The sequence below is a fragment of the Streptomyces sp. NPDC091292 genome (genome assembly GCF_044757265.1).
In the GTDB taxonomy this organism is placed as follows: Bacteria; Actinomycetota; Actinomycetes; order Streptomycetales; family Streptomycetaceae; genus Streptomyces.
This window is the reverse complement of record NZ_JBIVUQ010000001.1, coordinates 1,409,180-1,435,968: the sequence shown is the minus strand read 5'-3', so window position 1 is coordinate 1,435,968 and position 26,789 is coordinate 1,409,180. Positions and strand designations below refer to the sequence as shown.

At 71.9% G+C, this 26,789-nt stretch carries 25 protein-coding genes; 11 read left to right on the top strand and 14 right to left on the bottom strand.

Annotated elements, in window-relative coordinates; all coding sequences use genetic code 11:
• Nucleotides 1–6: 6 nt before the first annotated feature.
• From ACIQNU_RS06965 to ACIQNU_RS06945, 5 genes are all read right to left on the bottom strand, one after another.
• Nucleotides 7–1,440 (bottom strand): lysine N(6)-hydroxylase/L-ornithine N(5)-oxygenase family protein, encoded by a 1,434-nt coding sequence (locus ACIQNU_RS06965; RefSeq protein WP_401361704.1) that lies wholly within the window; start codon nucleotides 1,438–1,440, stop codon nucleotides 7–9.
• Nucleotides 1,437–2,861, bottom strand: a complete 1,425-nt coding sequence (locus ACIQNU_RS06960; RefSeq protein ID WP_401361701.1) for a pyridoxal phosphate-dependent decarboxylase family protein — start codon at nucleotides 2,859–2,861, stop codon at nucleotides 1,437–1,439. The genes ACIQNU_RS06965 and ACIQNU_RS06960 overlap by 4 nt, the downstream gene beginning before the upstream one ends.
• Nucleotides 2,862–2,998: 137 nt before the next feature.
• Nucleotides 2,999–5,536, bottom strand: coding sequence for an aminopeptidase N (pepN, locus tag ACIQNU_RS06955; protein ID WP_401361699.1), 2,538 nt, complete (start codon nucleotides 5,534–5,536; stop codon nucleotides 2,999–3,001).
• 703 nt (nucleotides 5,537–6,239) lie between these two features.
• The gene (locus tag ACIQNU_RS06950) at nucleotides 6,240–6,560 is read right to left on the bottom strand and encodes a chorismate mutase (RefSeq protein WP_401361696.1); all 321 of its coding nucleotides are present in this window, start codon (nucleotides 6,558–6,560) and stop codon (nucleotides 6,240–6,242) included.
• 11 nt (nucleotides 6,561–6,571) lie between these two features.
• Nucleotides 6,572–7,453: a helix-turn-helix domain-containing protein gene (locus tag ACIQNU_RS06945; RefSeq protein WP_401361694.1), complete on the bottom strand. Its 882-nt coding sequence runs from the start codon at nucleotides 7,451–7,453 to the stop codon at nucleotides 6,572–6,574.
• A gap of 145 nt (nucleotides 7,454–7,598) precedes the next feature.
• On the opposite strand from ACIQNU_RS06945, the gene ACIQNU_RS06940 reads away from it, so the two are divergent.
• Nucleotides 7,599–9,368, top strand: a complete 1,770-nt coding sequence (locus tag ACIQNU_RS06940) for a beta-galactosidase family protein (RefSeq protein ID WP_401361692.1) — start codon at nucleotides 7,599–7,601, stop codon at nucleotides 9,366–9,368.
• A gap of 87 nt (nucleotides 9,369–9,455) precedes the next feature.
• Here the strand turns inward: ACIQNU_RS06940 and ACIQNU_RS06935 are convergent, their stop codons facing one another.
• Nucleotides 9,456–10,241, bottom strand: coding sequence for a S1 family peptidase (locus ACIQNU_RS06935; protein WP_401361689.1), 786 nt, complete (start codon nucleotides 10,239–10,241; stop codon nucleotides 9,456–9,458).
• 253 nt (nucleotides 10,242–10,494) lie between these two features.
• On the opposite strand from ACIQNU_RS06935, the gene ACIQNU_RS06930 reads away from it, so the two are divergent.
• Entirely contained in the window at nucleotides 10,495–11,382 is an 888-nt protein-coding gene (locus ACIQNU_RS06930; RefSeq protein ID WP_401361686.1) for a hypothetical protein, read from the top strand.
• Between the two features lie 87 nt (nucleotides 11,383–11,469).
• The gene (locus ACIQNU_RS06925; protein ID WP_401361683.1) at nucleotides 11,470–12,210 is read left to right on the top strand and encodes an ankyrin repeat domain-containing protein; all 741 of its coding nucleotides are present in this window, start codon (nucleotides 11,470–11,472) and stop codon (nucleotides 12,208–12,210) included.
• Between the two features lie 49 nt (nucleotides 12,211–12,259).
• On the opposite strand, the gene ACIQNU_RS06920 is transcribed toward ACIQNU_RS06925, so the two are convergent.
• Both ACIQNU_RS06920 and ACIQNU_RS06915 read right to left on the bottom strand, forming a co-directional pair.
• Nucleotides 12,260–13,228, bottom strand: coding sequence for an SDR family oxidoreductase (locus ACIQNU_RS06920; protein WP_401362519.1), 969 nt, complete (start codon nucleotides 13,226–13,228; stop codon nucleotides 12,260–12,262).
• A gap of 11 nt (nucleotides 13,229–13,239) precedes the next feature.
• Nucleotides 13,240–14,031, bottom strand: coding sequence for an SDR family oxidoreductase (locus tag ACIQNU_RS06915; protein WP_401361680.1), 792 nt, complete (start codon nucleotides 14,029–14,031; stop codon nucleotides 13,240–13,242).
• A 69-nt stretch (nucleotides 14,032–14,100) separates the two neighbouring features.
• Here ACIQNU_RS06915 and ACIQNU_RS06910 point away from each other — a divergent pair, with 69 nt between their 5' ends.
• The 4 genes from ACIQNU_RS06910 to ACIQNU_RS06895 are packed head-to-tail and all read left to right on the top strand — an operon-like array spanning nucleotide 14,101 to nucleotide 17,517.
• Complete coding sequence (locus ACIQNU_RS06910; RefSeq protein ID WP_401361677.1) at nucleotides 14,101–14,868, top strand: enoyl-CoA hydratase family protein; 768 nt, start codon at nucleotides 14,101–14,103, stop codon at nucleotides 14,866–14,868.
• On the top strand, nucleotides 14,865–15,725 hold the full coding sequence (locus ACIQNU_RS06905; RefSeq protein WP_401361675.1) for a CoA transferase subunit A: 861 nt from the start codon (nucleotides 14,865–14,867) through the stop codon (nucleotides 15,723–15,725). The genes ACIQNU_RS06910 and ACIQNU_RS06905 overlap by 4 nt, the downstream gene beginning before the upstream one ends.
• Nucleotides 15,722–16,465: a CoA-transferase subunit beta gene (locus ACIQNU_RS06900; protein WP_401361672.1), complete on the top strand. Its 744-nt coding sequence runs from the start codon at nucleotides 15,722–15,724 to the stop codon at nucleotides 16,463–16,465. The genes ACIQNU_RS06905 and ACIQNU_RS06900 overlap by 4 nt, the downstream gene beginning before the upstream one ends.
• An 8-nt stretch (nucleotides 16,466–16,473) precedes the next feature.
• The gene (locus ACIQNU_RS06895) at nucleotides 16,474–17,517 is read left to right on the top strand and encodes an NAD(P)H-dependent flavin oxidoreductase (RefSeq protein WP_401362517.1); all 1,044 of its coding nucleotides are present in this window, start codon (nucleotides 16,474–16,476) and stop codon (nucleotides 17,515–17,517) included.
• A 23-nt stretch (nucleotides 17,518–17,540) separates the two neighbouring features.
• Here ACIQNU_RS06895 and ACIQNU_RS06890 read toward each other — a convergent pair whose 3' ends face one another.
• The 4 genes from ACIQNU_RS06890 to ACIQNU_RS06875 all read right to left on the bottom strand — a co-directional run bounded on the left by ACIQNU_RS06890 (nucleotide 17,541) and on the right by ACIQNU_RS06875 (nucleotide 20,693).
• The gene (locus tag ACIQNU_RS06890) at nucleotides 17,541–17,948 is read right to left on the bottom strand and encodes a phage holin family protein (RefSeq protein WP_401361669.1); all 408 of its coding nucleotides are present in this window, start codon (nucleotides 17,946–17,948) and stop codon (nucleotides 17,541–17,543) included.
• 71 nt (nucleotides 17,949–18,019) lie between these two features.
• Nucleotides 18,020–19,177, bottom strand: a complete 1,158-nt coding sequence (locus ACIQNU_RS06885) for an acetyl-CoA C-acetyltransferase (RefSeq protein WP_401361666.1) — start codon at nucleotides 19,175–19,177, stop codon at nucleotides 18,020–18,022.
• Between the two features lie 46 nt (nucleotides 19,178–19,223).
• The gene (locus ACIQNU_RS06880) at nucleotides 19,224–19,850 is read right to left on the bottom strand and encodes a TetR/AcrR family transcriptional regulator (protein ID WP_401362514.1); all 627 of its coding nucleotides are present in this window, start codon (nucleotides 19,848–19,850) and stop codon (nucleotides 19,224–19,226) included.
• Between the two features lie 54 nt (nucleotides 19,851–19,904).
• Nucleotides 19,905–20,693: an SDR family oxidoreductase gene (locus ACIQNU_RS06875; RefSeq protein ID WP_401361664.1), complete on the bottom strand. Its 789-nt coding sequence runs from the start codon at nucleotides 20,691–20,693 to the stop codon at nucleotides 19,905–19,907.
• Between the two features lie 87 nt (nucleotides 20,694–20,780).
• Between ACIQNU_RS06875 and ACIQNU_RS06870 the strand changes: the two genes are divergently transcribed.
• A complete protein-coding gene (locus ACIQNU_RS06870) occupies nucleotides 20,781–21,944 on the top strand; it encodes an acyl-CoA dehydrogenase family protein (protein WP_401361661.1) in 1,164 nt (387 codons plus the stop codon).
• The gene (locus tag ACIQNU_RS06865) at nucleotides 21,944–22,927 is read left to right on the top strand and encodes an acyl-CoA dehydrogenase family protein (protein WP_401361658.1); all 984 of its coding nucleotides are present in this window, start codon (nucleotides 21,944–21,946) and stop codon (nucleotides 22,925–22,927) included. Before ACIQNU_RS06870 ends, ACIQNU_RS06865 begins: the two co-directional genes overlap by 1 nt.
• Before the next feature lie 48 nt (nucleotides 22,928–22,975).
• Here ACIQNU_RS06865 and ACIQNU_RS06860 read toward each other — a convergent pair whose 3' ends face one another.
• On the bottom strand, nucleotides 22,976–23,866 hold the full coding sequence (locus tag ACIQNU_RS06860; RefSeq protein WP_401361656.1) for an NAD(P)-dependent oxidoreductase: 891 nt from the start codon (nucleotides 23,864–23,866) through the stop codon (nucleotides 22,976–22,978).
• A 59-nt stretch (nucleotides 23,867–23,925) separates the two neighbouring features.
• Between ACIQNU_RS06860 and ACIQNU_RS06855 the strand changes: the two genes are divergently transcribed.
• Nucleotides 23,926–24,906, top strand: a complete 981-nt coding sequence (locus ACIQNU_RS06855) for a LysR family transcriptional regulator (RefSeq protein WP_401361654.1) — start codon at nucleotides 23,926–23,928, stop codon at nucleotides 24,904–24,906.
• A 37-nt stretch (nucleotides 24,907–24,943) separates the two neighbouring features.
• Here the strand turns inward: ACIQNU_RS06855 and ACIQNU_RS06850 are convergent, their stop codons facing one another.
• Complete coding sequence (locus ACIQNU_RS06850; RefSeq protein ID WP_401361651.1) at nucleotides 24,944–25,744, bottom strand: SRPBCC domain-containing protein; 801 nt, start codon at nucleotides 25,742–25,744, stop codon at nucleotides 24,944–24,946.
• 108 nt (nucleotides 25,745–25,852) lie between these two features.
• Between ACIQNU_RS06850 and ACIQNU_RS06845 the strand changes: the two genes are divergently transcribed.
• Entirely contained in the window at nucleotides 25,853–26,764 is a 912-nt protein-coding gene (locus tag ACIQNU_RS06845) for a chitosanase (RefSeq protein ID WP_401361648.1), read from the top strand.
• Nucleotides 26,765–26,789 lie beyond the last annotated feature (25 nt).

Here is a 26,789-nt window from a genome sequence, read left to right as displayed (position 1 = left end):
TCCCGCTCAACGCGGTTCCACCAGTGGTGTGAGGGTTTTGGCCGGTCCGGGTGTGGTGTGCTCGGGCCGGTCGAGGCCGAAGGTGGTGAACGCGGTGCGGTGGGGCAGTGGGTAGGGGTTCTTGCCGGTGAGGGTGTTGAGGATGGTGGCGCTGCGCCAGGCGGCGAGTCCGAGGTCGGGGGCGCCGACGCCGTGGGTGTGGCGTTCGGCGTTCTGGACGTAGATGTGGCGTCCGGTGCGGCTGATGGAGGGGTCGAGGGTGAGGCGGTAGTGCTGGTCGATGCGGGGGCGTTCGGATGCGTCGCGGCGGAGGTAGGGGGCGAGTCCGGCGAGGAGGTGGTCGAGGGGGCGTTCGCGGTAGCCGGTGGCGAGGACGACGGCGTCGGTGGTGAGGCGGGTGCGGGTGTTCTGCTGGGTGTGTTCGAGGTGGAGTTCGACGCGGGTGGTGGCGACGCGGCCTGCGGTGCGGACGGTGACGCCGGGGGTGAGGACGGCGTCGGGCCAGCCGCCGTGGAGGGTTCGCCGGTACAGCTCGTCGTGGATGGCGTTGATGGTGTCGGTGTCGATGCCTTTGTGGAGTTGCCATTGGCGGGGGACGAGGCTGTCGCGTACGGGTTCGGGGAGGGTGTGGAAGTAGCGGGTGTAGTCGGGGGTGAAGTGTTCGAGGCCGAGTTTGGAGTACTCCATGGGTGCGAACGCTTCGGTGCGGGCGAGCCAGTGGAGTTTTTCGCGGCCCGCGGGGCGTGCGGTGAGCAGGTCGAGGAAGATTTCGGCGCCGGACTGTCCTGAGCCGATGACGGTGACGTGGTCGGCGGCGAGGATGCTGTCGCGGTGGCGGAGGTAGTCGGCGGAGTGGATGACGGGGACGCCGGGGGCTTCGGCGAGGGGTTTGAGGGGTTCGGGTACGTGGGGTGCGGTGCCGATGCCGAGGACGATGTTCTTGGTGTAGGTGCGGCCGAGGGCTTCGGCTTCTCCGTCGGCGTCGGTCTGGGTGAAGTCGACTTCGAAGAGGGTGCGTTCGGGGTTCCAGCGGACGGCGTCGATCTGGTGGCCGAAGTGGAGTCCGGGGAGGTTTTCGCTGACCCAGCGGCAGTAGGCGTCGTATTCGGCGCGTTGGATGTGGAAGCGCTCGGCGAAGTAGAAGGGGTAGAGGCGGTCGCGGGTGCGGAGGTAGTTGAGGAAGGACCAGGGGTTGACGGGGTCGGCGAGGGTCACGAGGTCGGCGAGGAAGGGGACTTGGAGGGTGGCGCCGTCGATGAGGAGTCCGGGGTGCCAGTGGAAGGCGGGCCGTTGGTCGTAGAAGACGGTGTCGAGTTCGCTGAGGGGGTGGGCGAGGGCGGCGAGGGAGAGGTTGAAGGGGCCGATGCCGATGCCGACCAGGTCGCGGGGTGCGTCGGGTTCGTGGCGGGGTGCCGGGATGGTGGGTCGGGTCGGGCTCATCGGGGGGTGTGTCCTTCCACGAGGGTGAGGAGGGCGGTGAGGTCGGCGGGGCGGGTGTGGGGGTTGAGGAGGGTGACTTTGAGCCAGAGGCGTCCGTCGGCGCGGGCGCGGCCGAGTACGGCGTGGCCGTTGTCGAGGAGGGTGCGGCGTACGGCGGCGATGTGGGTGTCGTCGGTGTCGCGGGGGCGGAACAGGACGGTGCTGATGGTGGGTGGGGCGTAGAGGTCGAAGGCGGGGTGTGCGGCGGTGAGGTCGGCGAATTCGCGTGCGTGGGCGCACACTTGGTCGACGAGGGTGGCGAGTCCGGTACGGCCGAGTGCTTTAAGGGTGACGGCGATTTTGAGGATGTCGGGGCGGCGCGTGGTGCGGGGGGAGCGGCCGAGGAGGTCGGGGAGTCCGGCTTCGGTGTCGTCGTCGGCGTTGAGGTAGTCGGCCTGGTGGGCGAGGGTGTCGAGGTCGGTGGGGGTGCGGACGGCGAGGAGTCCGGCGGCGACGGGTTGCCAGCCGAGTTTGTGGAGGTCGAGGGTGGTGGTGTCGGCGTGTTCGATGCCGGTGAGGCGGGGGCGGAGGGTGTCGCTGAAGAGGAGGCCGCCTCCGTAGGCGGCGTCGATGTGGAGGCGGGCGCTGTGGGTGGCGCACTGGTCGGCGATGCGGGGCAGTGGGTCGATGAGTCCGGCGTCGGTGGTGCCGGCGGTGGCGACGACGAGTGCGGGTCCGTCGGTCTGTTCGAGTGCCTCCCCTACGGCGAGGGGGTCGAGTACGCCTCGGGGTGTGGGCACGATCAGGGGTGCGGGCAGTCCGAGGAGCCAGGCGCCGCGTACGACGGAGTGGTGGGCGTTCTCGCCGCAGACGATGCGTAGGGGGCCGAGGAGTTCGCGTGCGAGGAGCAGGGCGAGTTGGTTGGCCTCGGTGCCGCCGGTGGTGACGATGCCGCCGGCGGGCGCGGCGCCGGTCTCACTGGTCTCACTGCTCCCCCCGGTCTCACTGGTCCCGCCGGTCCCGTACACCTGGGCGGCGAGGGTGCGTACCACGAGGGTTTCGAGTTCGGAGGCGGCGGGTGCCTGGTCCCAGGAGTCGAGGGAGGGGTTGAGCGCGGACACGGCGAGGTCGGCCGCGGCGGCGACGGCGAGGGGTGGGCAGTGGAGGTGTGCGGCGCACAGTGGCTCGGCGGGATCGGCGGCGCCTTCGGCCACCGCGCGCACCAGTTCCCGCAGGGCGGTTTCGCTTCCGGTGCCCTGCTCGGGGAACAGTGGCTCGCAGATGTCCCGTACCCGCTGGGCGACGGCGTCGGGCCCGCCGCGTGGCAGTGGCCCGCCGCGTGCCTCGGCGCCGTCGCGCAGCGCGTCCAGCACGGTGTCGACCAGTGGGCGCAGCGCCTGCGGCCCGTGAACGCCCCCGGCGAGGGGCGGCAGACTGCTCATGCTGGTGGTGCCCTTCGGGTGCGTGAGGCCAGAGGGCACCAGCCTGGACCCCGTACCGGTGCGGAATCCGTCCGGTACGGGGAACCGAACCCGAAAGGGTGAGCGCGGGACGGAACGCCGTCGGGGGCGGCGCGGTGTCAGGCGCCGCGTACCCGCAGGGCCCGCGCCAAGTCGTCGAGCTGGTCGGTGAGTTTGCGGCGCAGGGCGGGGGTGGGCCCGGCGTCGCGGAGGCAGGTCTCGCCGAGGGCGAGGGTGTCGGCGTCGACGGCGTGGACGGGGAAGGCGTGCTGTCCGGCGGCTGCGGCGATGGCGGGTCCGCGGCGGGCGGCGAGGGCGACGGCGTCGGTGAAGAAGCGGGGTACGTACTCCCGTACGAGGTCGGCCTGTTCGGGTTTCCAGAAGCCCTGGGCGGTGGCGGTGAACAGGTAGTTGGACAGGTCGCCGGTGGAGTCGGTGCCGTCGGTGCCGTCGGTGCCGAACAGGGCGTTCCAGGCGGCTTGTTTGGCGGCCGGGTCGGGCAGGGCGGCGCGGCAGCGGGCGGCGCCTTCCTGGCCGGTGGCGCTGGGGTCGCGGGCGAGTTCGGCGTCGATGGCGGTGCCGTCGGTGGCGCCGAGTACGGCGAGCCGGGTGAGGATGCGCCAGCGCAGTTCGGGGTCGAGTTCGGGTCCGCCGGGTACGGTGCCGTCGGTCAGCCAGGCGGTGAGGGTGCCGGGGCGGGCGGCGGAGTCGATGAGGTGGCGTACGGCGAGGAGGCGCAGGCCGGGGTCGCGGCCGTCCTCGGTGCGGCGGATGAGGTCGCGGCAGAGGTCGGTGAGGGTGGCGAGCGCTGCTTCGCGGCCTGCGGGGTTCAGATAGCGGTCGGCGATCTGGGTGCGGGCGAAGCCGAGGACGCCTTGGACGAGTGCGAGGTCGGTCTCGTCGGGGAGGTGGGCGCGGGCGGTCTCCAGGTAGGCGGCGGGTTCGAGGTCGCCGTCGCGGACCATGTCGCGCAGGGTGTTCCACAGGACGGCGCGGGTCAGCGGGTCGGGGACGCCGGAGAGGGAGCGCAGGACCGTCTCGGCGGAGTGTTCGTCGAGGCGGATCTTGGCGTAGGTGAGGTCCTGGTCGTTGGGGACGACGAGGGCGGGGCGTACGCCGGGGAACGGTTCGGGGGTGGTGGTGTCGGGGATGTCGGTGTCGTGGCGGTCGCGCAGGACGAGGGCGCGGGCGTCGGTGAGGTCGCGGTCGTAGGTGCCGACGGTGACGCGGTGGGGGCGGCTGCCGGCGCGGTCGACGGTGAGGGTCCAGTGGCCGGGTTCGGTGGCGACGGTTGCGGTGAGGGTGTCGACGCCGGTGGTGCGCAGCCAGGCGTCGGCCCAGGCGTGGACGTCGCGTTCGGTGGCCGATGCGAGGGATGCGATGAAGTCGGCGAGGGTGGCGTTGGCGAATTTGTGGCGGGTGAAGTGGGTGTTGATGCCGGTGAGGAAGTCCTTCTCGCCGAGCCAGGTGGTGAGTTGGCGCAGGGCGGAGGCGCCTTTGGCGTAGGAGATGCCGTCGAAGTTGAGGAGTGCGGACGCGGTGTCGTCGACGGCGTCGGGGGCGACGGGGTGGGTCGAGGGGCGCTGGTCGGCGTCGTAGCCCCAGGGGTTGCGGACGGCGCCGAAGTCGACCCAGGTGTCGGTGAAGCGGGTGGCTTCGGTGAGGGTCTGGTAGCCCATGTATTCGGCGAAGGACTCGTTGAGCCAGATGTCGTCCCACCACTTGAGGGTGACGAGGTCGCCGAACCACATGTGTGCCATCTCGTGGGCGATGACCATGGCGCGGGTCTGCCGCTCGGTGTCGGTGACGGCGGAGCGGAACACGAATTCGTCGCGGAAGGTGACGAGTCCGGGGTTCTCCATGGCGCCGGCGTTGAACTCGGGGACGAACGCCTGGTCGTAGGAGTCGAAGGGGTAGGGCTCTTCGAACTTCTCGTGGTAGCGGTCGAAGCAGGCGCGGGTGATGTCGAGGAGTTCGTCGGCGTCGGCGTCGAGGTGGGGGGCGAGGGAGCGGCGGCAGTGCAGGCCGAAGGGCAGGCCGCGGTGTTCGGTGCGGAGGGAGTGCCAGGGGCCTGCGGCGACGGCGACGAGGTAGGTGGAGATCAGGGGGGTTTCGGCGGCTTTCCAGCGGCCGTCGCCGAGGTGTTCGGTGGTGCCGTTGGCGAGGACGGTCCAGCCTTCGGGGGCGGTGACGGTGAGGTCGAAGACGGCCTTGAGGTCGGGCTGGTCGAAGGCGGCGAAGACGCGTTGTACGTCGTCCATGAAGAGCTGGGTGTAGAGGTACGTTTCGCCGTCGGCGGGGTCGGTGAAGCGGTGCATGCCTTCGCCGGTACGGGAGTAGCGCATCGTGGCCTCGATGCGCAGGGCGTGTTCGCCCTCGGTGAGGGTGAGGGGGATGCGGTTGTCTTCGAGGGTTTCCGGGGGGAGGGGGGTGCCGTCGAGGGTGAGGGAGTGGATTTCGGCGGGCTTGATCTCTACGAAGGTGTCCGCGTCCGCGCGGGAGGTGAAGCGGATTTCTGTGCGGGAGACGAAGGTGGCGTCGTCTCCGGCTCCGTCTCCGTCTCCGGTGAGGTCCAGGTCGATCGTGTAGCGGTGGATGTCTAGGAGCTGGGCTCGGTTGTGCGCTTCTTCGCGCGTCAGTACGGACATGGGGGACATGGTGCCGGATCGCTGGGCGCTTGGCCTAGGCGGTGTCTTGGCGCGGGGGGTGTCTCGGTGCAGGGGCTGTCCGGCCCCCGGGGGGCACCTGCGGTGGGCCCTGCCTTGCGGGTGCCCTGCGTCTTGGGCTGTGCCCACCCGTTCCGCCGTGCGGAACGCCTGCCCACAGCGGGGCGGGTGGGGGTGCGGGGGCGGGTGCGGGTGCGGGTGCGGGGTGAGTGGGCGGGACGGCTGGCCGCAGCGGGGGCGGGTGCTGGTGCGGGAGCGGGTGCGAGGTGCGTGGGCGGACCGCCTGCCCGCAGCGGGCACGTCCCGGTGCGGGAGCGGGTGCGAGGTGCGTGGGCGGAACGGGTGCCCACAGCTGGTGCGGGGACGGGTGCGAGGTGCGTGGGCGGAACGGCCGCCCGCAGCGGGTCCGGGTGCGGGTGCGGGAGCGGGTGCGTGGGCGGAACGCCTGCCCGCAGCAGGTCCGAGTGCGGGAGCGGGTGCGTGGGCGGAACGCCTGCCCGCAGCAGGGCCGGGTGCGGGTGCGTGGGTGGAACTGCTGGCCGCAGCGGGTGCGGGTGCGTGGGCGGAACGGCTGCCCGCAGCGGGTCCGGGGGCGGGTGCGTGGGTGGAGCTGGTGGCCGTAGCGGGGGCGGCGGGTGGGCGGTGCGCATGGCCGCGCCGGGAGGGTAAGGGACGGTTGCAGGCGTGGAGGGGGTTACTGGGTGCCGTCTGCGATTTGTTCGTGGTGGCGGATTACCTCGGCGATGATGAAGTTGAGGAGTTTTTCCGCGAAGGCCGGGTCGAGTTTGGCGTTTTCGGCGAGGCGGCGTAGGCGGGTGATCTGTTCTGCCTCGCGGGACGGGTCCGCCGGGGGCAGTTGGTGGGCGGCCTTCAGGTGGCCCACCTGCTGGGTGCATTTGAAGCGTTCGGCGAGCATGTGCACCACGGCGGCGTCGATGTTGTCGATGCTGTCCCGCAGCCGGGCGAGTTCGGCGCGCACGGCGGGGTCCACGTCGTCGGTGTTGCTGGTGGTCATGGGGGATCACCCTACGGTGACCGGAGCATCGGGGGATCGTCGGGGTCGGGGACCGTGGTGCTCCAGCCACCGTGTACGGCGCGGCCCTGCTGTTCGCGGAAGCGGACCGGTGCCATGCCGACGCGGCGGGTGAACAGGCGCGAGAAGTACGCCGGGTCGTCGTATCCGATGCGGCGGGCGATGGAGGCGACGGGCAGTTCGGTGGCGACGAGGAGTTCCTTGGCGCGGCCGAGCCTGATACCGAGGAGGTAGTCCTTGGGGCTGCGGCCGGCGGCGCGGCGGACGACGGTGCGCAGTTCGGCGGGGGTCATGCCGTGCCGGGCGGCGTGTTCGGCGACGGACAGCGGCTGGAAGGCGTCGCGGGCGAGCGCCTTCAGGACGGGGTCGCCGTCGGGGGCGAGGTCGGCGCGGGCGCGGCGCAGGGCGACGAGGAGTTCATGGACGGCGGCGCCGGTCTCGACTTCCAGGAGCGGGTTGCCGCGCCGGGCGGCCCGTGCGATGCGGCCCACGGCGGCGCGGGCGCCGGTCGCGTCGGAGAGGGCGACGACCGGCCGGTCGGGCTCGATGTAGCCGAGTTCGGTGTAGGTGGTGGTGGCGGGTCCGGTGAAGTCGACGAAGCATTCGTCCCAGCCGGTGCCGGGGTCGGGTCCGTAGTGGTGGGGTACGCCAGGGGTGAGCCAGAGCACGGCGGGGGCCGTGACGGGGGTGCGGCGGCCGTCGGGGGCGCGGAACCAGCCGCCGCCGGCGCTGATGACGACGGCGACGTGGTGGTCGAGGGTGCGGGGGCCGACGGTGGGCAGGGTGCCGTACTGGAGGCCGACGCCGAGGCAGACGAGGCCGAGGCGGTGGTGGACGGGGCTCGGCGTGAAATACCGCATCCAGGTGTGGTACATCCGCTGCCGTCCTTTCCGTACGCGTCCGGTGCGTCATCGGGTCCGTCTGTCGGTCTGTCCGTCCAATCACCTCCGATCTTTGTCCATGGACCGTGCCGCCCGCCAGAGGTGATCGTGACGGCGGTATGTGAAGCGGGAGGACGCGATGGCCGAGTTCAGGGTGGGCGAGGACGACTTCGAGGTGGACGGGCGACCGGTCCGGCTGCTGTCGGGCGCCCTCCACTATTTCCGGGTGCACGAGGCGCAGTGGGGGCACCGGCTCGCGATGCTGCGGGCGTTGGGCCTGAACTGTGTGGAGACATATGTGCCGTGGAATCTGCACGAGCCGCGCCCCGGTGAACTCCGTGATGTGGCGGCGGTGGGGCGGTTCCTGGACGCGGTGCGTGCGGCGGGGATGTGGGCGATCGTGCGGCCGGGCCCGTACATCTGTGCGGAGTGGGAGAACGGTGGGCTGCCGCACTGGGTGACGGGGCCGCTGGGGTCGCGGGTGCGGACACGGGATCCGGAGTTCCTGGCTGCGGTCACGCGGTGGTTCGAGGTGCTGTTGCCGGAGATCACGCGGCGGCAGACGGGGCCGGGTGGAGACCGGCCGGGGCCGGTGATCATGGTGCAGGTCGAGAACGAGTACGGCTCCTACGGTTCGGACGGTGTCTATCTGCGGCATCTGGCGGGTGTGCTGACGGATCTCGGCGTGACCGTGCCGCTGTGCACGTCGGACGGGCCCGAGGATCACATGATCACCGGGGGTTCGGTCCCGGATGTGCTGGCGACCGTCAACTTCGGCTCGCACGCGGGGCTGAGCTTCGAGAGGTTGCGGCGGCACCGGCCCAAGGGGCCGCTCATGTGCATGGAGTTCTGGTGCGGCTGGTTCGACCACTGGGGTGCCGGGCCCGTCGTACGGGATGCGCGGGACGCGGCTCAGGCGCTGCGGGAGATCCTGGAGTGCGGGGCGTCGGTGAATCTGTACATGGCGCACGGCGGTACGAGCTTCGGTGGCTGGGCGGGGGCCAACCGGGGCGGCGAGCTGCACGAGGGGCCGCTCCAGCCCGATGTCACCTCCTACGACTACGACGCCCCGGTTGATGAACGCGGGCGCCCCACCGAGAAGTTCCGGCTGATGCGGGACGTTCTCGCCGAGTACGCGGACGGGCCGCTGCCCGATGTGCCGCCCGCACCGCCGGCGCTGGCCGCGCCGGTGACCGCTGATCTCGGCGGCTGGGCGCCGCTGGACGCGGTCCTTGATGCGCTCGGTGGTCCGGAGGGGCGGTACGCGGTGCCGCCGACGTTCGAGGAGTTGGACGTGGACCGGGGTCTGGTGCGGTACGCGGTGACGGTGCCGGGGCCCCGGGAGCCGTATCCGCTGCGGGTGCGGGGGCTGCGGGACCGGGCGGTGGTGACGGTGGACGGGGTGCGGGCCGGGGTTTTGACGGAGGAGTCGCCCGCCCTGGCGGCGCCGGTCGCGGGGCACGCGCGCGTGGAGCTGTGGGTGGAGTCGCTGGGCCGCGTCAACTACGGGCCGCGGACCGGTGAGTCCAAGGGCATCACCGGGGGCGTCCTGCACGAGCGGCAGTTCCTGCACGGCGTACGCGCGCGGGGGCTGCGTCTCGACGCGTTCGACGAGGGGGACCGGGTGCGCGGGATTCCGGTGGGCCCGGTGCCCGCGGACCGCTCCCCCGGGCTGTACCGGGGGGTGGCCGAGGTGCGCGGCGCGGGCGACGCGGCGCTCGAACTGCCGGGGTGGACACGGGGGTTCGTGTGGGTCAACGGGTTCGCGCTGGGCCGCTACTGGTCGGTGGGTCCGCAGCGGTCGCTGTATGTGCCGGGGCCGGTGCTGCGGGACGGCGTGAACGAGGTGTGGGTGCTGGAGCTGGAGGAGGCGCCGGAGGGTGGGGCGGCGCGGGTCACGCTGAGCTGAGGGACCTACGGTGCCCCGCGGGGCCGGAGTGCGCGACTCCGGCCCCGCGAGGGTCCTCACGTACGGGTGCTCAGGACGCCGACCGACCTACAGGGTGGCCGCCGCCGAGGCGATGTTCGACGCGAAGGTCGAGACCTCGCTGTAGACGCCGGGGTAGCCCGGCAGTGCGCAGCCGTTGCCCCAGCTCACGATGCCGACCTGGATCCAGGCGCCCGCGTCGTCCTTGCGGAACATCGGGCCGCCGGAGTCGCCCTGGCAGGTGTCCACGCCGCCCTGCTGCACGTATCCGGCGCAGATCTCCTCGCTCGGCACGAGGTCGGAGCCGTATGCCTGCTGACAGGTGGCGTCGCTCACGAAGGGCACGTTGGCCTTGAGCAGGTAGCGCTGCTGGGCGCCGCCCTGGGTCGCGGCGCCCCAGCCCGCGACGGTGAAGGTGCCCGAGTTGTACGCGGTGGTGGTGGCGATCTTGAGGGTGGGCAGGTTGATGGGCTGGGCGAGCTTGATGAGCGCCCAGTCCTTGCCCTTGCCGTTGTAGCCGGGGGCCTGGAGGACCTTGGTCGACTTGACCTTGATCGCGCTGGCGCTCTGCAGGTCGACGACGCCGGCCGTGGCGGTGATCGAGGTGTTGTTGCCGGATCCGCTCACGCAGTGCGCGGCGGTCAGGACTATCTGCTGGGTGTACAGGGCGCCGCCGCAGCCCATGGAGAGGCGCACCATGAACGGGAATTCGCCCTGGGCGGCACGGGTTCCGCCGACGACGGGCGCGGGCGCTGCCTGCGCGGTGGAGAGGGGCTGGAGCGAGACCGCGGCGAGGGCGACCGCGGTGACGGCGAGGAGTCGTCTCACGCCGCTGATCTTCTTGAGGAACTTCACCGTACGTCCTTTCGTGGGGGGTGGTGCGTGGGGGGAGCGTGGGGGTGGTGCGTGGGGGGTTGCGCGCCGTGGCCGGTCCCCGCCGTCCCCCGCACAGGAACCCGTGGGTGGCATGGACCCGCCAAAGCGTTGTTGGATTATCGAGATCGCCGGACGTCCACGGCAAGGGCCGGTTTCCGGTCACCTGCCGCGCCCCACCGGCGCGAATCCACCTACAGTGGAAATCGGTTCAGCGCCTTCAGGGGGTATGGACGTGGCGAACGGCGGAACGGTCGAGCACGGCTATCCGCATCTGGAGACGGTGCGGGCGGCGATCACCGCGCTGTACCGGCGGCTGTCCCCGGACACCGTCCAGACCTTCGCGACCAGCGTCGTCCCGTCCGACGTGGCCTTCTCCGACGAGGACGATCTCCATCTGGGGGCGCAGCGGGTGGCGCGCGAACTGGTGCGGCACTACCGGTTGCCGGACGCGCGCATGATCATCAGCTTCCGCGAGATGCACCATGCCGCGAATGTGGAACTGGCGGCGGGGCCCGAGTACTTCATCGAGTTGAACGACCGCTTCCGGACGCATCGGCGTGATATCGGGGCCGCACTCGCCCATGAAGTGATGCATGTGTACCTGCACCGCCTGGACCTGTCGTTCCCGGGAACACGGGACAACGAGATCCTGACGGACACGGCGGCGGCGTATCTGGGGGCGGGGTGGCTGCTGCTCGACGCGTACCGGGAGGACGCCACGTCGTCGCAGAAGCTGGGGTATCTCACCCCTGAGGAGTACGGGTACGTACTGGCGAAACGGGCGCTGGTCTTCGGTGAGGACCCTTCGCCGTGGTTCACGAGTCCGCAGGCGTATCCGGCGTACACACGGGGTCTTGCCCTGGCGCGGCGGGACGGGCAGCAGCCGCCGTTGACGGCCGCCGGGTGGGCGGGGCGGCGGCGGTACGCGAAGGACCGGCGGTACGCGCAGGACCATCCGGGTTCCGGCGTGCGGACGGGGCCGTACTCCTTCGACGGAGGTTCACCCCTGCGGGTGGCTTTCCCGTGCCCGACCTGCCACCAGCGGATCAGGGTGTCGGTCCAGGGTCCGGTGCGGGTGCGGTGTGTTTTGTGCAGGACGGTGCTGGACTGTACGACGTAGCCAGGACCCCGCGCCCCCTCCCTCGCCCCCTCTCCCCCGCCGACAAATGCGTTGCGGGCGGGGAGGAGGGGTGGGCAGGGTGAGGGGATGGGTGATCAGTTGGTCGAGGCCGTGTATCAGGGGGACGAGCGGGGCCTGGCGAGGGTGTTGGAGAGCGGCGTCGAGGTCGATTCGGCCGGGGACGACGGGCTGACCGCGCTGTATGTCGCCTCCGTGCAGGGCGAGGCCGCCCTCGTACGGCTGCTGCTCGCGGCCGGCGCCGATCCCGACCGACTGAGCGCGGACGCGGACCTTCCGCTCTGTGGCGCGGCCTGTGGCGGATACGCCGAGGTCGTCCGTGCCCTGCTCGGCGCGGGTGCGCGGCCCGACCTCCGTGAGGAACACGGGTTCACGGCGCTGACCTGGGCCGTCCGCCAGGGCCACGGCGAGACGGTGGATGCGCTGCTCGACGGCGGCGCCGACCCGGATCTGCCGGGACCGGACGGCGTACCGCCGCTCGTGGCGGCGGCCCGGCGCGGCGGCCCGGCGAGTGTGCGGGCGCTCCTCGCGCACGGCGCCCGTGACCGCGCCGCCGCCCTGGCCGAGGCCCGTGACTGGCGGGACCGGGATGTCGAGGCGGAGCTGCGGGCGGGCCTCGTGGAGGCGTACGGCCCGGACAAGGAGACGCGGACCACCCGTACGCGGCACGCGGACGGCACCGAGACCATCGAGGTGGAGGTCCTCCGGGACGGCACGCCGGCCGCGGGCAACAACCAGGAGAACGGGCACGCGGCGATCGTCGCCCTGCTGGAGACATCCGGCACCGGCCGACCCGAACCCTCCATCTGACCTGGACTCTCCACCTGGCCCGAACCCGCCCCCGCCCCCACCCTCCGCATCAGGCCCCGTACACCGCCCCCGGCGCCTCCGCCCGCGCCAGCAGTTCGCGCGCCGCGTCGCCCGCCTCCGCCGGGGTCCAGCGGGCGCCTTTGTCGACGGTCGGGCCGGGGCGCCAGCCCTCCATGACGGTGATCCGGCCAGCCTCGGTCTCGAAGACGCGGCCGGTGACCCCGTCGCTGGCGGGCGCGCCCAGCCAGACCACCAGCGGGGACACGTTGTCGGGGGCCATCGCGTCGAAGGAGGCATCGCCGGGCGCGGCCATCGTCTCGGCGAAGGTCCGCTCGGTCATACGGGTACGGGCGGCCGGGGCGATGGCGTTGACCTGGACGCCGTACCGGGCGAACTCCGCCGACGCGACGAGGGTGAGGCCGACGATGCCGGCCTTCGCGGCGCTGTAGTTGCCCTGTCCGACCGAGCCCAGCAGACCCGCTCCGGAGCTGGTGTTGACGACCCGGGCGACCGGCGTACGGCCCGCCTTGCTCTCCGCCCGCCAGTGCGCCGCCGCGTGTTTCAGCGGCAGGAAGTGGCCCTTGAGGTGGACCCGGATCACGGCGTCCCACTCGTCGTCGCCGAGGTTCACGAGCATCCGGTCGCGCAGGAATCCGGCGTTGTTCACGAGGGTGTCCAGGCGGCCGAAGGTGTCCAGGGCGGTCGCGACCAGGGACGCGGCGCCCTCCGTGGTCGCGATGTCTCCGCCGTGGGCGACCGCGCTGCCGCCCAGCGCCCGGATCTCCGCGACCACGCGGTCCGCCGGGCCCGCCACCCGGTCCCCCGCTCCCGCCCCCGTACCGTCGGGCGATCCGTCGGGCGACCCGTCGAGCGCGACCCCGAGGTCGTTGACGACGACGTGGGCGCCCTCGGCCGCGAAGGCCAGCGCGTGGGCGCGCCCCAGCCCCCGCCCGGCCCCGGTGACCACGACCACTCGCCCCGCGCACAGCCCGCCCCGGTCCGCCGATGCGTCCGTCACGTCAACTTCCGTCACGTCAACTCCCCTTTCCCGTAGGTCTCTTCGGCCCTGTTGACCGTGGCGGCGTCCAGGAACGCCGGCCGTTCGCCGCCGCCGTGCACCAGCAGGCTCGCCCCGCTGATGTACGCGGCCCGGGGCGACGCCAGGAACACCGCCGCGTCGCCGATCTCGTCGGGTTCGGCGAGGCGGCCCAGCGGTACCGTGCGGCCCACCGACGCGACGCCGTCCTCGTCGCCGTAGTGCAGGTAGGCGAGTTCGGTGCGGACCATGCCGAGGACCAGCGTGTTGACGCGGACCTCGGGCGCCCACTCGACCGCCATCGAGCGGGCGAGGTTGTCCAGGCCCGCCTTGGCCGCGCCGTAGGCCGCCGTGCCGGGTGAGGGCCGGGTGCCGCTGACGCTGCCGATCATCACCACCGAGCCGCGCGCGGCGCGGAGATGGGGGTACGCGGCGATGCTCGCCGTGAGGGGCGCGGTGAGGTTGAGCGCGATGACGCGCGCGTGCCGGGCGGCGCCGCCCTCGCCGAGCGGCCGGTACGGTGCGCCGCCCGCGTTGTTGACCAGGACGTCGATCCGTCCGTGTGCGGTGGCGACCGAGGGGAAGAAGGCGTCCACGGCGTCCGTGTCCCGCAGGTCCAGGGCGCGGAATTCGGCGGTCCGGCCGTGGGCGGTGACGGGCGTGTCCGGTGGGCGGCGGGCGCAGACGACGACGTGTGCGCCGGCCGCGAGGAGCGCCCGGGTGATGCCGGCGCCGACGCCGCGCGTGCCGCCCGTCACGACGGCGACCCTCCCCTTCAGTTCCATGCGGTGCTACCTTCCTCACCTGAACGGCTCACCTAACAAATGTTTGGTGGAAAGGTAGCTGATCCGCTCATGGGTGTCTCCACCACCGGCCCGGAAAAGGGCGTTTCCTTCGTCACCGTCGACCATCCACCCGTCAACGCCCTTCCCGTACAGGGCTGGTACGACCTGGCGGACGCCGTGCGCGCGGCGGGCCGCGACCCCGAGGTCCGCTGTGTCGTGCTGGCCGCCGAGGGGCGCGGCTTCAACGCGGGCGTCGACATCAAGGAGTTGCGGGACGATCCGGGCCACGAGGCGCTGATCGGCGCGAACCGCGGCTGTTTCGAGGCGTTCGCGGCGGTCTACGAGTGCGAGGTCCCGGTCGTCGCGGCGGTCGGCGGCTTCTGTCTCGGCGGCGGGGTCGGCCTGGTCGGCAACGCGGACGCGATCGTGGCTGCGGACGACGCCACCTTCGGCCTTCCGGAGCTGGACCGGGGCGCGCTCGGGGCGGCGACGCATCTGGCGCGGCTGGTCCCGCAGCATCTGATGCGGACGCTGTACTACACGTCCCGGACCGTCACGGCCGCCGAGCTGCACGCCCACGGTTCGGTGTGGCGGGTCGTGCCGCGCGCGGAACTGCTGGACGCGGCAAGGGAGTTGGCGTACGAGATCGCGGCGAAGGACGGGCGGCTGATCCGGCTCGCGAAGGCCGCGATCAACGGGATCGACCCGGTCGACGTGCGCCGCAGTTACCGCTTCGAGCAGGGGTTCACCTTCGAGGCGGGCCTCAGCGGGGTCGCCGACCGGGTGCGGAACACCTTCGGGGCGCCCGACGGAAGGAAGGAGGGCGGAGCGTCATGACGGACAAGACCATGTCCCCGCAGGACGTCGTCGCGCGGCTGCGCAGCGGGATGACGATCGGGATCGGCGGCTGGGGGTCGCGGCGCAAGCCGATGGCGCTGGTCCGGGCGATCCTCGCGTCGGAGCTGACGGATCTCACGGTGATCGCGTACGGCGGTCCGGACGTCGGGCTGCTGGCCGCCGCGGGGCGGATCCGCAAGCTGGTCACGGCGTTCGTGACGCTCGACTCGATCCCGCTGGAGCCGCAGTACCGGGCGGCGCGGGAGAGCGGTGCGTTCGAGCTGGCCGAGGTGGACGAGGCGATGTTCATGTGGGGGCTGCGGGCCGCCGCGCAGCGGCTGCCGTTCCTGCCGGTCCGCGCGGGTCTCGGCTCGGACGTGATGCGGGTCAACCCGGGTCTGCGGACGGTGACTTCGCCGTACGAGGACGGTGAGGAGCTGGTCGCGATGCCGGCGCTGCGGATGGACGCGGCGCTGGTGCACCTCAACCGCGCCGACCGGCTGGGCAACGGCCAGTACCTGGGGCCCGACCCGTACTTCGACGACCTGTTCTGCGAAGCGGCGGACACCGCGTACGTGTCGTGCGAGCGGATCGTCGACACGGCCGAGCTGGCGAAGGCGGGCCCGCCGCAGAGCCTGCTGGTCAAGCGGCACACGGTGACGGGCGTGGTCGAGACCCCGAACGGCGCGCACTTCACGTCGTGCGCCCCCGACTACGACCGCGACGAGCCCTTCCAGCGGCTCTACGCGTCCACACCCTGGGAGGAGTTCGCGGAACGGTTCCTCCGGGGTGACGAGCGCGCGTACCAGTCCGCCGTGCGGGTCTGGCAGGAGTCCCGGCAGGAGGAGTCCCGATGACGAACGGTGGCGTGAGCCGCGCCGAGTACTGCGTGATCGCGTGCGCCGAGGCGTGGCGCGGTGGCGGGGAGATCCTTGCGAGCCCGATGGGCGTGATCCCGTCGGTGGGGGCGCGCCTTGCCCGGCGGACGTTCGCGCCGGATCTGCTGCTGACGGACGGTGAGGCGATGCTCGTCGGCGCGGACGGGGAGCGCGAGGGCTGGCTTCCGTACCGGCAGCATCTGGCGCTGGTGACCGGCGGGCGACGGCACGTGATGATGGGCGCGAGCCAGATCGACCGGTACGGCAACCAGAACATCTCCTGCATCGGCGACTGGCAGCGGCCGACACGGCAGCTCCTCGGGGTGCGCGGCGCACCCGTCAACACCCTCAACAACCCGACGAGTTACTGGGTGCCGAAGCACTCACGGCGGGTCTTCGTGGAGCGGGTCGACATGGTGTGCGGGGTCGGGTACGACCGGGCGGCGGCGGCAGGCCCGTCGGCGACCCGCTTCCACCGCATCCCCCGGGTCGTGTCGAACCTGGGCGTCTTCGACTTCGCGACCCCGGACCACGCGATGCGGCTGGCGTCGCTGCATCCGGGGGTGACGGTGGACGAGGTCCGCGCGGCGACGGCGTTCGACCTGGCGGCCCCGGACGACGGCATCCCGTACACGCGTGAGCCCACGGACGGTGAACTGCGGCTGATCCGCGAGGAGTTGGATCCGAAGGGGCTGCGGAACCGTGAGGTCGGGGGGTGAGCGGGCTCCTGGACACGGCGCTGACGCGGCTCGTCGGGGTCCGGTACCCGATCGTGCAGACGGGGATGGGCTGGGTGTCGGGCCCCCGGCTGGTGGCGGCGACCGCGAACGCGGGCGGCCTGGGCATCCTCGCGTCGGCGACGATGACGCCCGATGAGCTGCGCGCGGCGGTACGGAAGGTCAGGTCCCGTACTCAGGCGCCGTTCGGGGTGAATCTGCGGGCGGACGCGGGGGACGCGCGGGAGCGGGTGCGGATCGTGGTCGAGGAGGGCGTACGGGTCGCGTCCTTCGCGCTGGCGCCGTCGCGGGAGCTGATCGCGGAGCTGAAGGACGCGGGGGTGGTCGTCGTGCCGTCGATCGGGGCGCGGCGGCATGCGGAGAAGGTCGCCGCGTGGGGCGCGGACGCGGTGCTCGTGCAGGGCGGCGAGGGCGGCGGCCACACGGGCGAGGTGGCGACGACGGTGCTGTTGCCACAGGTGGTCGACGCGGTGGACATCCCGGTGATCGCGGCGGGCGGCTTCCATGACGGCCGGGGGCTGGTCGCGGCGCTGGCGTACGGGGCTTCCGGGATCGCGATGGGTACGCGGTTCCTGCTGACGTCGGACTCGGCGGTGCCGGACGCGGTGAAGGCGGCGTACCTCGCGGCGACGGTGCGGGATGTGACGGTGACGACGGCGGTGGACGGCATGCCGCACCGGATGCTCCGGTCCGATCTGGTGCGCTCCCTCGAACAGGCGGGCAGGACGCGGACGCTGGCGCGTGCGGTGCGGCATGCGGCGGGCTTCCGGAAGCTGTCGGGGCTGAGCTGGGCCCGGATGGTCCGCGACGGTCTGGCGATGAAACACGGCCGTGAGCTGACATGGAGCCAGGTGCTGCTGGCCGCGAACACGCCGATGCTGCTGCGGGCGTCGATGGTGGAGGGCCGGACGGACCTGGGGGTGATGGCGGCGGGGCAGGTGGCGGGCGTGATCGAGGACCTGCCGAGCTGCGAGGAGCTGATCAGCCGGATCGTGCGGGAGGCGGTGGAGGTACGGGACCGGTTGACGGGCTGACGGCGCCTCGGTCCGCATTCCGGTCAGTCCGATGCGGCGGTGGCGCCTGGTGTCGGGGCGAGGGCGAGGAACACCAGGACGGCCGTACGGACGATCATACCGCCGAGGAGCGCGGCGACGAACCCGTCGACGTCCACGCCGCCGCCCATGGTGCCGGCCAGCCAGGAGACGAGCAGCCACAGGAGCGTGTCCTGCACGAAGCCGATCAGGGTGAGGATCAGGACCACGAGCGGCGGTGCGGTTCTGATGGAGTGCGGGTAGCTGTAGATCAGTTGGTTGGCGGCGGAGAAGACGACGACGGCGAAGAAGACCGCGACGTAGGGGGAGACCCCGTCGACGGCTATCCCGGGCAGGAGGGCCACGGCGGCGCAGACCCCGGCCGTGGTGCCCAGGAGACGCAGTGGCTTGTTCGATGCGGTGTGAGTTCCCATGCGCGCCATTTTGACATCAGACTCACCACCTTTGCCTGTGAATTCGGTTCACAACTTCGCAACAACAGGCGCTACACCCGCTCCACGATGGTCACATTGGCCTGCCCCCCGCCCTCGCACATCGTCTGGAGTCCGAACCGGCCGCCCGTGCGCTCCAGTTCGTGCAGCAGTGTCGTCATCAGCTTCGCCCCGGTCGCGCCGAGCGGGTGGCCGAGGGCGATGGCGCCGCCGTTGACATTGACCCGGTCGGGGTCCGCGCCCGTCTCCTTGAGCCAGGCGAGGACGACGGGTGCGAACGCCTCGTTGATCTCGACCAGGTCCATGTCGCCGATGCCCATACCGGTCTTCTTCAGCGCGTGCGCGGTCGCGGGGATCGGCGCGGACAGCATCCGGATGGGGTCCTCGCCGCGTACGGACAGATGGTGGATCCGGGCGCGGGGCGTCAGCCCGTGTTCGCGTACGGCCCGTTCGGAGGCGATGAGGAGGGCGGCGGCGCCGTCCGACACCTGTGAGGAGCAGGCCGCCGTGATGGTGCCGCCGGGCATCACCGGGTTCAGGCCCGCCATCTTCTCCAGTGAGGTGTCGCGGCGCGGCCCCTCGTCCACGGCCACGTCACCGTAGGCGACGGTCTCGCGGGCGAAGCGGCCCTCGTCGACGGCGTGGATCGCCCGCTGGTGCGACCGGAGTGCCCACTCCTCCTGGTCGCGGCGGGTGATCCCCCACTTGGTGGCGATGAGTTCGGCGCCGTGGAACTGGTTCACCGGCTGGTCCCCGTACCGCGCCCGCCAGCCCTCGCTGCCCGCGTAGGGGCCGTCGGTGAGCCCCAGCGGCTCGGCGGCCTGCCGGGACGCGAACGCGATGGGGATCATGGACATGTTCTGGGTGCCGCCCGCGACGACCAGGTCCTGGGTGCCCGACAGGACGGCCTGCGCGGCGAAGTGGACGGCCTGCTGCGACGATCCGCACTGCCGGTCGACGGTGACGCCCGGCACCTCGTCGGGCAGTCCGGCCGCGAGCCAGCAGGTACGGGCGATGTCCCCGGCCTGCGGCCCGACCGTGTCGAGGCAGCCGAAGACGACGTCCTCGACGGCCGCCGGATCGACGCCGGACCGCTCGACAAGGGCCTTGAGGACATGCGCCCCCAGGTCGGCGGGGTGCACGGCGGCGAGCCCGCCCCTGCGCCGCCCGACGGGTGTGCGGACCGCTTCGACTATGTACGCCTCGGCCATGACCGATCCTCCGCTTCGTGCGCGCCCAGCGCGCTGCCGGTGGTACTCAGGTCGTGCTCAGGTCATGCTCAGCCCGGTGTTGAGGGGTCTCCCGTACGGCGATGCCGTCCAGGACCATCGACAGGTACTGGCGGGCGATCTCCTCGGGGCTGTGGTGCCCGCCCGGCCGGTACCAGGACGCGGCGACCCATACGGTGTCGCGCACGAAGCGGTACGTCAGACGGATGTCGAGGTCCTTGCGGAAGGAGCCGTCCACGACTCCGCGCTCCAGCGTGCCGAGCCATGCCTTCTCGAACTTCTGCTGGGAGTCGGCGAGGTAGGTGAAGCGGGGCTGCGCGGACAGGTGCCGCGCCTCCTTCTGGTAGATCGCGACGGCGGCGAGCTGCCGGTCGATCTCCCGGAACGACTCGGTGACCAGCGCCTCGATGGTCGCGCGGGGCCCGAGCCCGGCGGCGAGCACGGCGTCGTAGCGGTCCCACAGCTCGTCCAGGAAGGTCGACAGGATCTCGTCGACCATCGATTCCTTGGAGTCGAAGTGGTAGTAGAGGCTGCCGGCGAGCATTCCGGCCGCGTCGGCGATCTTGCGGACGGTGGTGGCGTTGTAGCCCTGCGCGGCGAACACCTCGGCGGCCGTATCAAGCAGTTCGCGGCGCCGCTCGGGCGACGGGGTCACCGGGGGCTTCTTCGGCTGGTTCTTGTGGTTCGTGGGCACCCGTCCATTGTCGGCCTACGCATGCTGGCTGCTGACGGAGACCGATTCGCCGGTCATGTACGAGGAGTAGTCCGAGGCGAGGAACACGATGACGTTGGCCACCTCCCACGGTTCCGCGTACCGCCCGAACGCCTCTCGTGCGGTGAGGTCGTCCAGCAGTTCGGCGGAGGTGACCTTCACCAGGTGCGGGTGCATGGCGAGGCTCGGTGACACGGCGTTGACACGTACCCCGTAGGCCGCGGCCTCGATCGAGGCGCACCGGGTGAGCGCCATGACGCCGGCCTTCGCGGCGGCGTAGTGCGCCTGCCCGGCCTGGGCGCGCCAGCCGACGACGGACGCGTTGTTGACGACGACCCCGCCGCGCCCGCTGTCGCGGAAGCCCCGCAGGGCGGCGCGTACGCAGCGGAAGGTGCCGTTCAGCGTGACATCGAGGACACGTGACCACTGGTCGTCCGTCATGTCGACCAGGTCCGCCGTACCGCCGAGTCCGGCGTTGTTGACGACGATGTCCAGGCCGCCGTGCACCCGTCCGGCCTCCGCGAACAGGGCGGTGACCTGGTCCTCGTCGGTGACATCGCAGGGCAGCGCGGTGACGCGGTCCGCGCCGAACGCGTCCGCGAGGTCCGCCCGCGTCTCCGTCAGCCGCCGCGCGTGGGCGTCGCTGAGGAGGACATGGGCGCCCTCCTCCAGGAACCGGCGGGCGGTGGCCCCGCCGATGCCGGCGCCCGCCGCGGCGGTGATGACGGCGGTGCGCCCGTCGAGGAGGCCGTGCCCATTGACGTACGACGGCTTGTTGTCTGTCACACCGTCAGGCTAACCTACCAAACACTTGTTAGGGAACCGGCGGACCACCGCGGGGTCCCGGTCGTCGGTGGAGGGAGTGGGTGGCGCGTGGATCTGGACGACACGCCGGAGGAGCACGCCTTCCGCGAGGAGGCGCGCGCCTGGCTGACGGCTCATGTCCCCGCCGCACCGCTGCCCTCGCTGGAGACGGAGGACGGCTTCGCCCTCCACCGCGCCTGGGAGGCGACCCTCGCCGCCGACCGCTGGTCGGTGGTGTCCTGGCCCGGGGAGTACGGGGGCCGGGGCGCCGACATCTTCAAGTGGCTGATCTTCGAGGAGGAGTACTACGCGGCCACCGCACCGGGTCGCGTCAGCCAGAACGGCATCAACCTCCTCGCACCGACCCTCTTCGACCACGGAACTCCCGAGCAGCGCGCCCGTGTGCTGCCTCCGATGGCGAGAGGTGAGGTGGTGTGGGCGCAGGCGTGGTCCGAGCCGGAAGCGGGCTCGGACCTCGCCTCGCTCACCTCGCGCGCGGTCCGCACGGACGGGGGCTGGCTGCTGCACGGCCAGAAGACCTGGTCGTCACGGGCCGCCTTCGCCGACCGCGCGTTCGGCATCTTCCGTACGGATCATCCGGATCGCACTGATCCGCAGGCGCCGAAGCCCCATCAAGGGCTGACGTATCTGATGTTCGACCTGCGTGCGCCCGGTGTGACGGTCCGTCCGATCGGGCGTCTCGACGGGAAGCCGGCGTTCGCGGAACTCTTCCTGGACGGTGTCTTCGTGCCCGACGAGGACGTGATCGGGCAGCCGGGCCAGGGCTGGCGGATCGCGATGTCGGCGACGGGCAACGAGCGGGGTCTGACGCTGCGTTCGCCGGGCCGTTTCCTCGCGGCGGCGGACCGGCTGACCGCGCTGTGGCGGGACGGGGGCCGCGATCCGGCGCTGCGCGACCGGGTGGCCGACGCGCGGATCGGCGCCCGCGCGTATCAGCTCTTCACCCGGGCCGCCGCGTCCCGCTTCGCCGCAGGTGAGCCGATGGGCGCGGAGTCGAGCCTGAACAAAGTGTTCTGGTCCGAGTACGACATCGCGCTGCACGAGACGGCGCTCGATCTGCTGGGCCCGGCGGCCGAGGTGGCGGACGGCGGCGACGGGTGGGCGGAGGGGTACGTGTTCGCGCTCGCGGGACCGATCTACGCCGGTACGAACGAGATCCAGCGCGACATCGTCGCCGAGCGGCTGCTCGGCCTGCCGAAGGGGCGCCGCTGATGGGGTTCCTGGCGACACCGGAGCAGCGCGATTTCGGGCGCACCCTGGACCGGATGCTGACGGCGGCCGACACACCGGGCGCCGTAAGGGCTTGGGCGGCGGGCGACCACGGACCGGGCCGGGCGCTGTGGTCCCGGCTGGCGGAGGCGGGCGTGCCCGCGCTGGCGGTTCCGGCGGCGTACGAGGGCGGGCTCGGACCGCTCCCGGTCGAACTGGCCATCTCCTACGTGGAGTTGGGCCGCCACGCGGTACCGGGTCCGCTGGTGGAGACGGCGGTGGCGGTCTCCCTCCTGGCCGACGCGGCGCCGGACGCGGCGAAGGTGTGGCTGCCGAGGGTGGCGTCGGGCGATGCGCTGCTGTCGGTCCGTTCGCCGGGGTCGCCGTTCGCGCTGGACGCGGAGGTGGCGGACGCGGTGCTCACGGTCGAGGGCGACACTCTGCGGATCGCGCCGATCGCGCCGGGGCACGGCGGCCCGGCCGAAGCGTCCGCCGACCCGGCGCGGAGGCTGTACCGGGTGGCGGCGGACGGCGAACCGCTGGCGCACGGCGGCGAAGTGGCGGAGGCGATGTCCCGCGCCATGACGTGGGCCCGGCTGCTGACGGCGGCCCAGTCACTGGGCGTGGGGCTGACGCTGCTGCACCGGACGGTCGCGTACGTGGGTCAGCGGCGGCAGTTCGGCCGGGAGATCGGCTCGTTCCAGGCGGTGAAGCACCGGCTGGCGGATGCGCTGCTGGCCCTGGAGTTCGCGCGCCCCCTGGTGCTGGGCGCTGCGGTGACACGGGACCCGGCGGATGTGGCGGCGGCCAAGGTGGCGGCGGGCGAGGCCGCGTACACGGCGGCCCGCACGGCGCTCCAGCTCCACGGCGCCATCGGCTACACGGAGGAGCTGGACCTCTCCCTCTGGCTGCGGAAGGCCCGCCCGCTGAGGGATGCGTGGGGTACGCCGGGTGAGTGCCGGGAGACGGTTTTGCGGGATGTGTGAGGGGGCGGCCCAGCAGGGTGGAGGGTGTCCGAGGACGGTCGCCGCCCGCTACTTCCCCGTCGCCCGCACGTATTTGACGAGCTGGCCGAGATCTTCCTCCGCCGCCCCTGGATCGGCGAGCAGTTCGTCCCGTACCGCACTCGCGACCGGCAGTGCGGTGCCGGCGGCGGACAGGGCCAGCGACACGTCCTTCGCCGCGAGCCGGATCGGGTAGTGGGCGCCCTGTCCGAACGCGCGGCCCGCGACCCCCGCCAGCGGGGACGCCGCCATCGCGCCCTTCACCAACTCCTCCGGCAGACCGAGCGCGTCCGCGAGGGCCATCGCCTCGGCGACGACGGCGACGCCGTTGATCACGCCGTTGATGAGGACGACCTTCAGGGCCGCTCCCGTACCGACCGGGCCGGTACGCGTCACCGTGCCGAACACCTCAAGGAGCGGCAGGACCGCGTCCGCGTCGCCGCCGACGAGCAGCGACAACTCCCCCGACGCGGCCCGGTCGGCGCTGCCCATCACCGGTGAGTCGATCAGCGTCACGCCGTCGGGCAGCAGGGCCGCGACCTCGCGCAGCACGTCGGGGCCGATCGTCGACGACTCGATGAGCCGGGCGCCGGGGCGCAGCGCGGGGGCGATCGCGGTGACCACCGCGCGGACCGCCGCCGGGTCGGCGAGCATCGTGACGACGACGTCCGCGTCCCGTACGGCGTCGGCGGGCGTGTCCGCGACGCGGGCGCCGCCCGCCGCGAACGGCGCCGAGCGCTCCGGGGAGCGGTTCCATACGGTCAGCGGGTGGCCGGCGGCCAGCACCCGGCGCGCCATGGGCGCCCCCATGGTGCCGAGGCCGAGGAAGGCGACCCGTACGTCCCTGGTCTGCCAGGCGTTCTCCGCGACCCCTGCGGTGTCTGTGTTCGCGCTGTCCACGTTCATGGCGTCCCTGTTCATGCCGTCCACGCTAGACACTCCCTTTGCGATGTGAAAAGCGAATGTCTAGCATGAATGCCATGCCCGCCTCGCATGACACGCTCAGATCCGCGCCTGGTTCCTCAACCGTCTCCTCGCCCGGAGCGCGGGATCTGTCCACGCCTCTGCTGCGCGTGTTCGTCGAGGTGGCCCGGCTGGGGTCGTTCACTGCCGCGGGTCCCGCGCTCGGGTACACGCAGTCGGCGGTCTCCCGGCAGATCTCCGCGCTGGAGGACGAGGCCGGGACGGCCCTGTTCGACCGGTTGCCGCGCGGGGTGCGGCTCACCGAGCCGGGGCGGCGGCTGCTCGGCCACGCGGAGGCCGTGCTCGACCGGCTCGACACCGCCCGCCGCGACCTGGCCGATCTGCGCGAACTGGCCACCGGGCGGCTGCGCGTGGGCGCCTTCGCCACCGCCGACGCGGCCCTCGTCCCACGGGCCGTCTCGGCGTTCCGCCGCAGCTACCCGGAGGTCACGGTCACGCTCAGGGAGGGGTTCACGCCGGAACTCCTCGCCCTCCTGGCCGCCGGGGACGCCGATGTCGCCGTGGTCAGCTATCCGGGGCCGCACCACATCGACGGCTTCGACCTGCGCAAGCTGTGCGACGACTACATGTACGTGGCCCTGCCCCCCGGCCACCGGCTCGCCGGGACCCGGCAGGTGCGGCTCGCCGATCTGGTCGCCGAGGAGTGGATCGCGGGGAGTTCACGGCCGGAGGACACCCTGATCAGCTCCTGTCTGCGGACCGGTTTCCAGCCGAGGATCGGTTTCGTCGCGCGGGACTGGATGGCCAAGCAGGGCTTCGTGGCCGCCGGGGTCGGCATCACGCTGGTCCCCTCGCTCGCCGCCGACGCCGTACGCTCCGACATCGCCCTGGCGCTGCTGCACCCCGACGACATCCCGCCCCGGCAGGTGTACGCGGCGACGGCGAGCGGCTTCACGCCCTCACCGGCGACCCGGGAGTTCCTGGCACTCCTGGGCCGCAGGCCCCACCGTCCGGGCGACCGGCGACCCAAGAGCTGACGCCTCCAGGAAGCCGGCGCCTCCAGGAACCGGAGGCTCAGGCGTACAGGCTCTCGCCCGTCTCCAGCAGCGACTTGAGGTCGCTGAGCGTCTCCGGCCAGCCGCCACCGGCACCCTCGGCCTCGCCCGCGACCTGCGCACCCGTCTGCGGTGCGTCCCGCACGTCATGGGTCAGGGTCAGCGAGCACACGCCGTTCTCGCCCTCCTTGATCTCGTACGTGAGCTTGGTGAAGGGCTCGTCCATCCAGGTCGGGCGCCAGGTCTGCACGAGGCGGTGGGGCGGGTCGACCTCGATGACCTCGCCCTCGACCATGCAGGCGTCCGCGGCCATGCCGGGCATGCCGTCACCGGCGAGGGCGCGGAAGCTGCCACCGGGGCGCAGGTCGTACTCGGCGACGGCCCGGTATCCGTAGCGCCGGGTCCAGTCGGGGTCGGTGATCGCGGTCCAGATCGCCTGCGGGGTCGCCTTGATGAAGACGCGGTGCACCTGCACGGTCGTCCCGGTCTTCTCGGTGGTCGTCATGGCTGTCTCCAACTCGTTCTTCAAGTCGACGAGCGCCGAGACTTGCGGCTCGGTGTACTTGTCGATCCAGCGGTCGTGGATGAGCCGGATGGGCACCGCGTTCAGGAAGTGCAGCTTCTCCCGGCCGGCCTTGCGGGTGACGACGAGCCCTGCCTCCTCAAGGAGCCGCAGATGCTTCATCACACCGAATCTCGTCATGTCGACATCGGATTCCAGCTCCGTGAGTGTCCGCCCGTCCCGCTCGAAGAGCCTGTCGAGCAGCAGCCTGCGGGTCGGATCGGACAACGCCTTGAACACGCGGTCGCCATCGGTCACACCAACGAAAATAGGTGACCAGAAGGTCACATGTCAAGAAAGCAAACCCTCGCCGTCCTCCCGCCGTCCCCTGCCAACTCCCGCCGAAGCCCCCCGTATCCTGCCGAAATGAAACGACCCGGACTGCTGCTCCTCCTCGTCGCGCCCCTGGCCACCGCAGGCGTCTTCCTGTACTCGACCGTCGTCGATGCCGGGGCCGGAAACGGAGGAGACGGGTCCGGGAAGCCGACCGGGGCGGCTCGTCCGGACGACCGGACACCGAGCGAGAAGAAGCGGGACGACGCGTACCTGAAGTCGCTCCCGCCGGGTCTCGAAGCGCCCGACAAGAAGGAACTCGCGCAGCGGATCGTCGCGAGCGCCGAGAACTCCTCGCTCGACTGGAAGGCGCAGTACGGCTATGTCGAGGACATAGGCGACGGCCAGGGCTACACCGCGGGCATCATCGGGTTCTGCACCGGCACCCATGACCTGTCGGCCCTGGTCGAGCGCTATACGAAGGCCCACCCGGACAACGGCCTCGCCCGCTATCTCCCCGCCCTGCGCGCGGTCGACGGCACCGACTCGCACGAGGGCCTGGACCCGGGATTCACGGCGGCCTGGAAGAAGGAGGCCGAGGTCCCCGCCTTCCGCGCGGCCCAGGACGCCGATCGTGACCGCTTCTACTTCAACCCGGCGGTCCGCCTCGCGAAACTCGACGGCCTGGGCACCCTGGGCCAGTTCATCTACTACGACGCGATGGTCCTGCACGGCCCCGGCTCGGAGCCCGGCGGCTTCTACGGCCTGCGCGAGGCCGCGATGGCCGAGGCGGACACCCCGGCGGACGGCGGCAAGGAGAAGACGTACCTCGACATCTTCCTGGACGTCCGCAGCAAGGCGATGAAGTCCGACAAGAGCCACCAGGACACCACCCGCATCGACACGGCCCAGCGCCAGTTCCTCTACGACGGCAACCTGACCCTGCGCACCCCTCTGGAGTGGAAGGTCTACGGCGAAACCTTCCGCGTAGACCACGTGAACTGACCGCCCCCGGACACGTCACGGCATG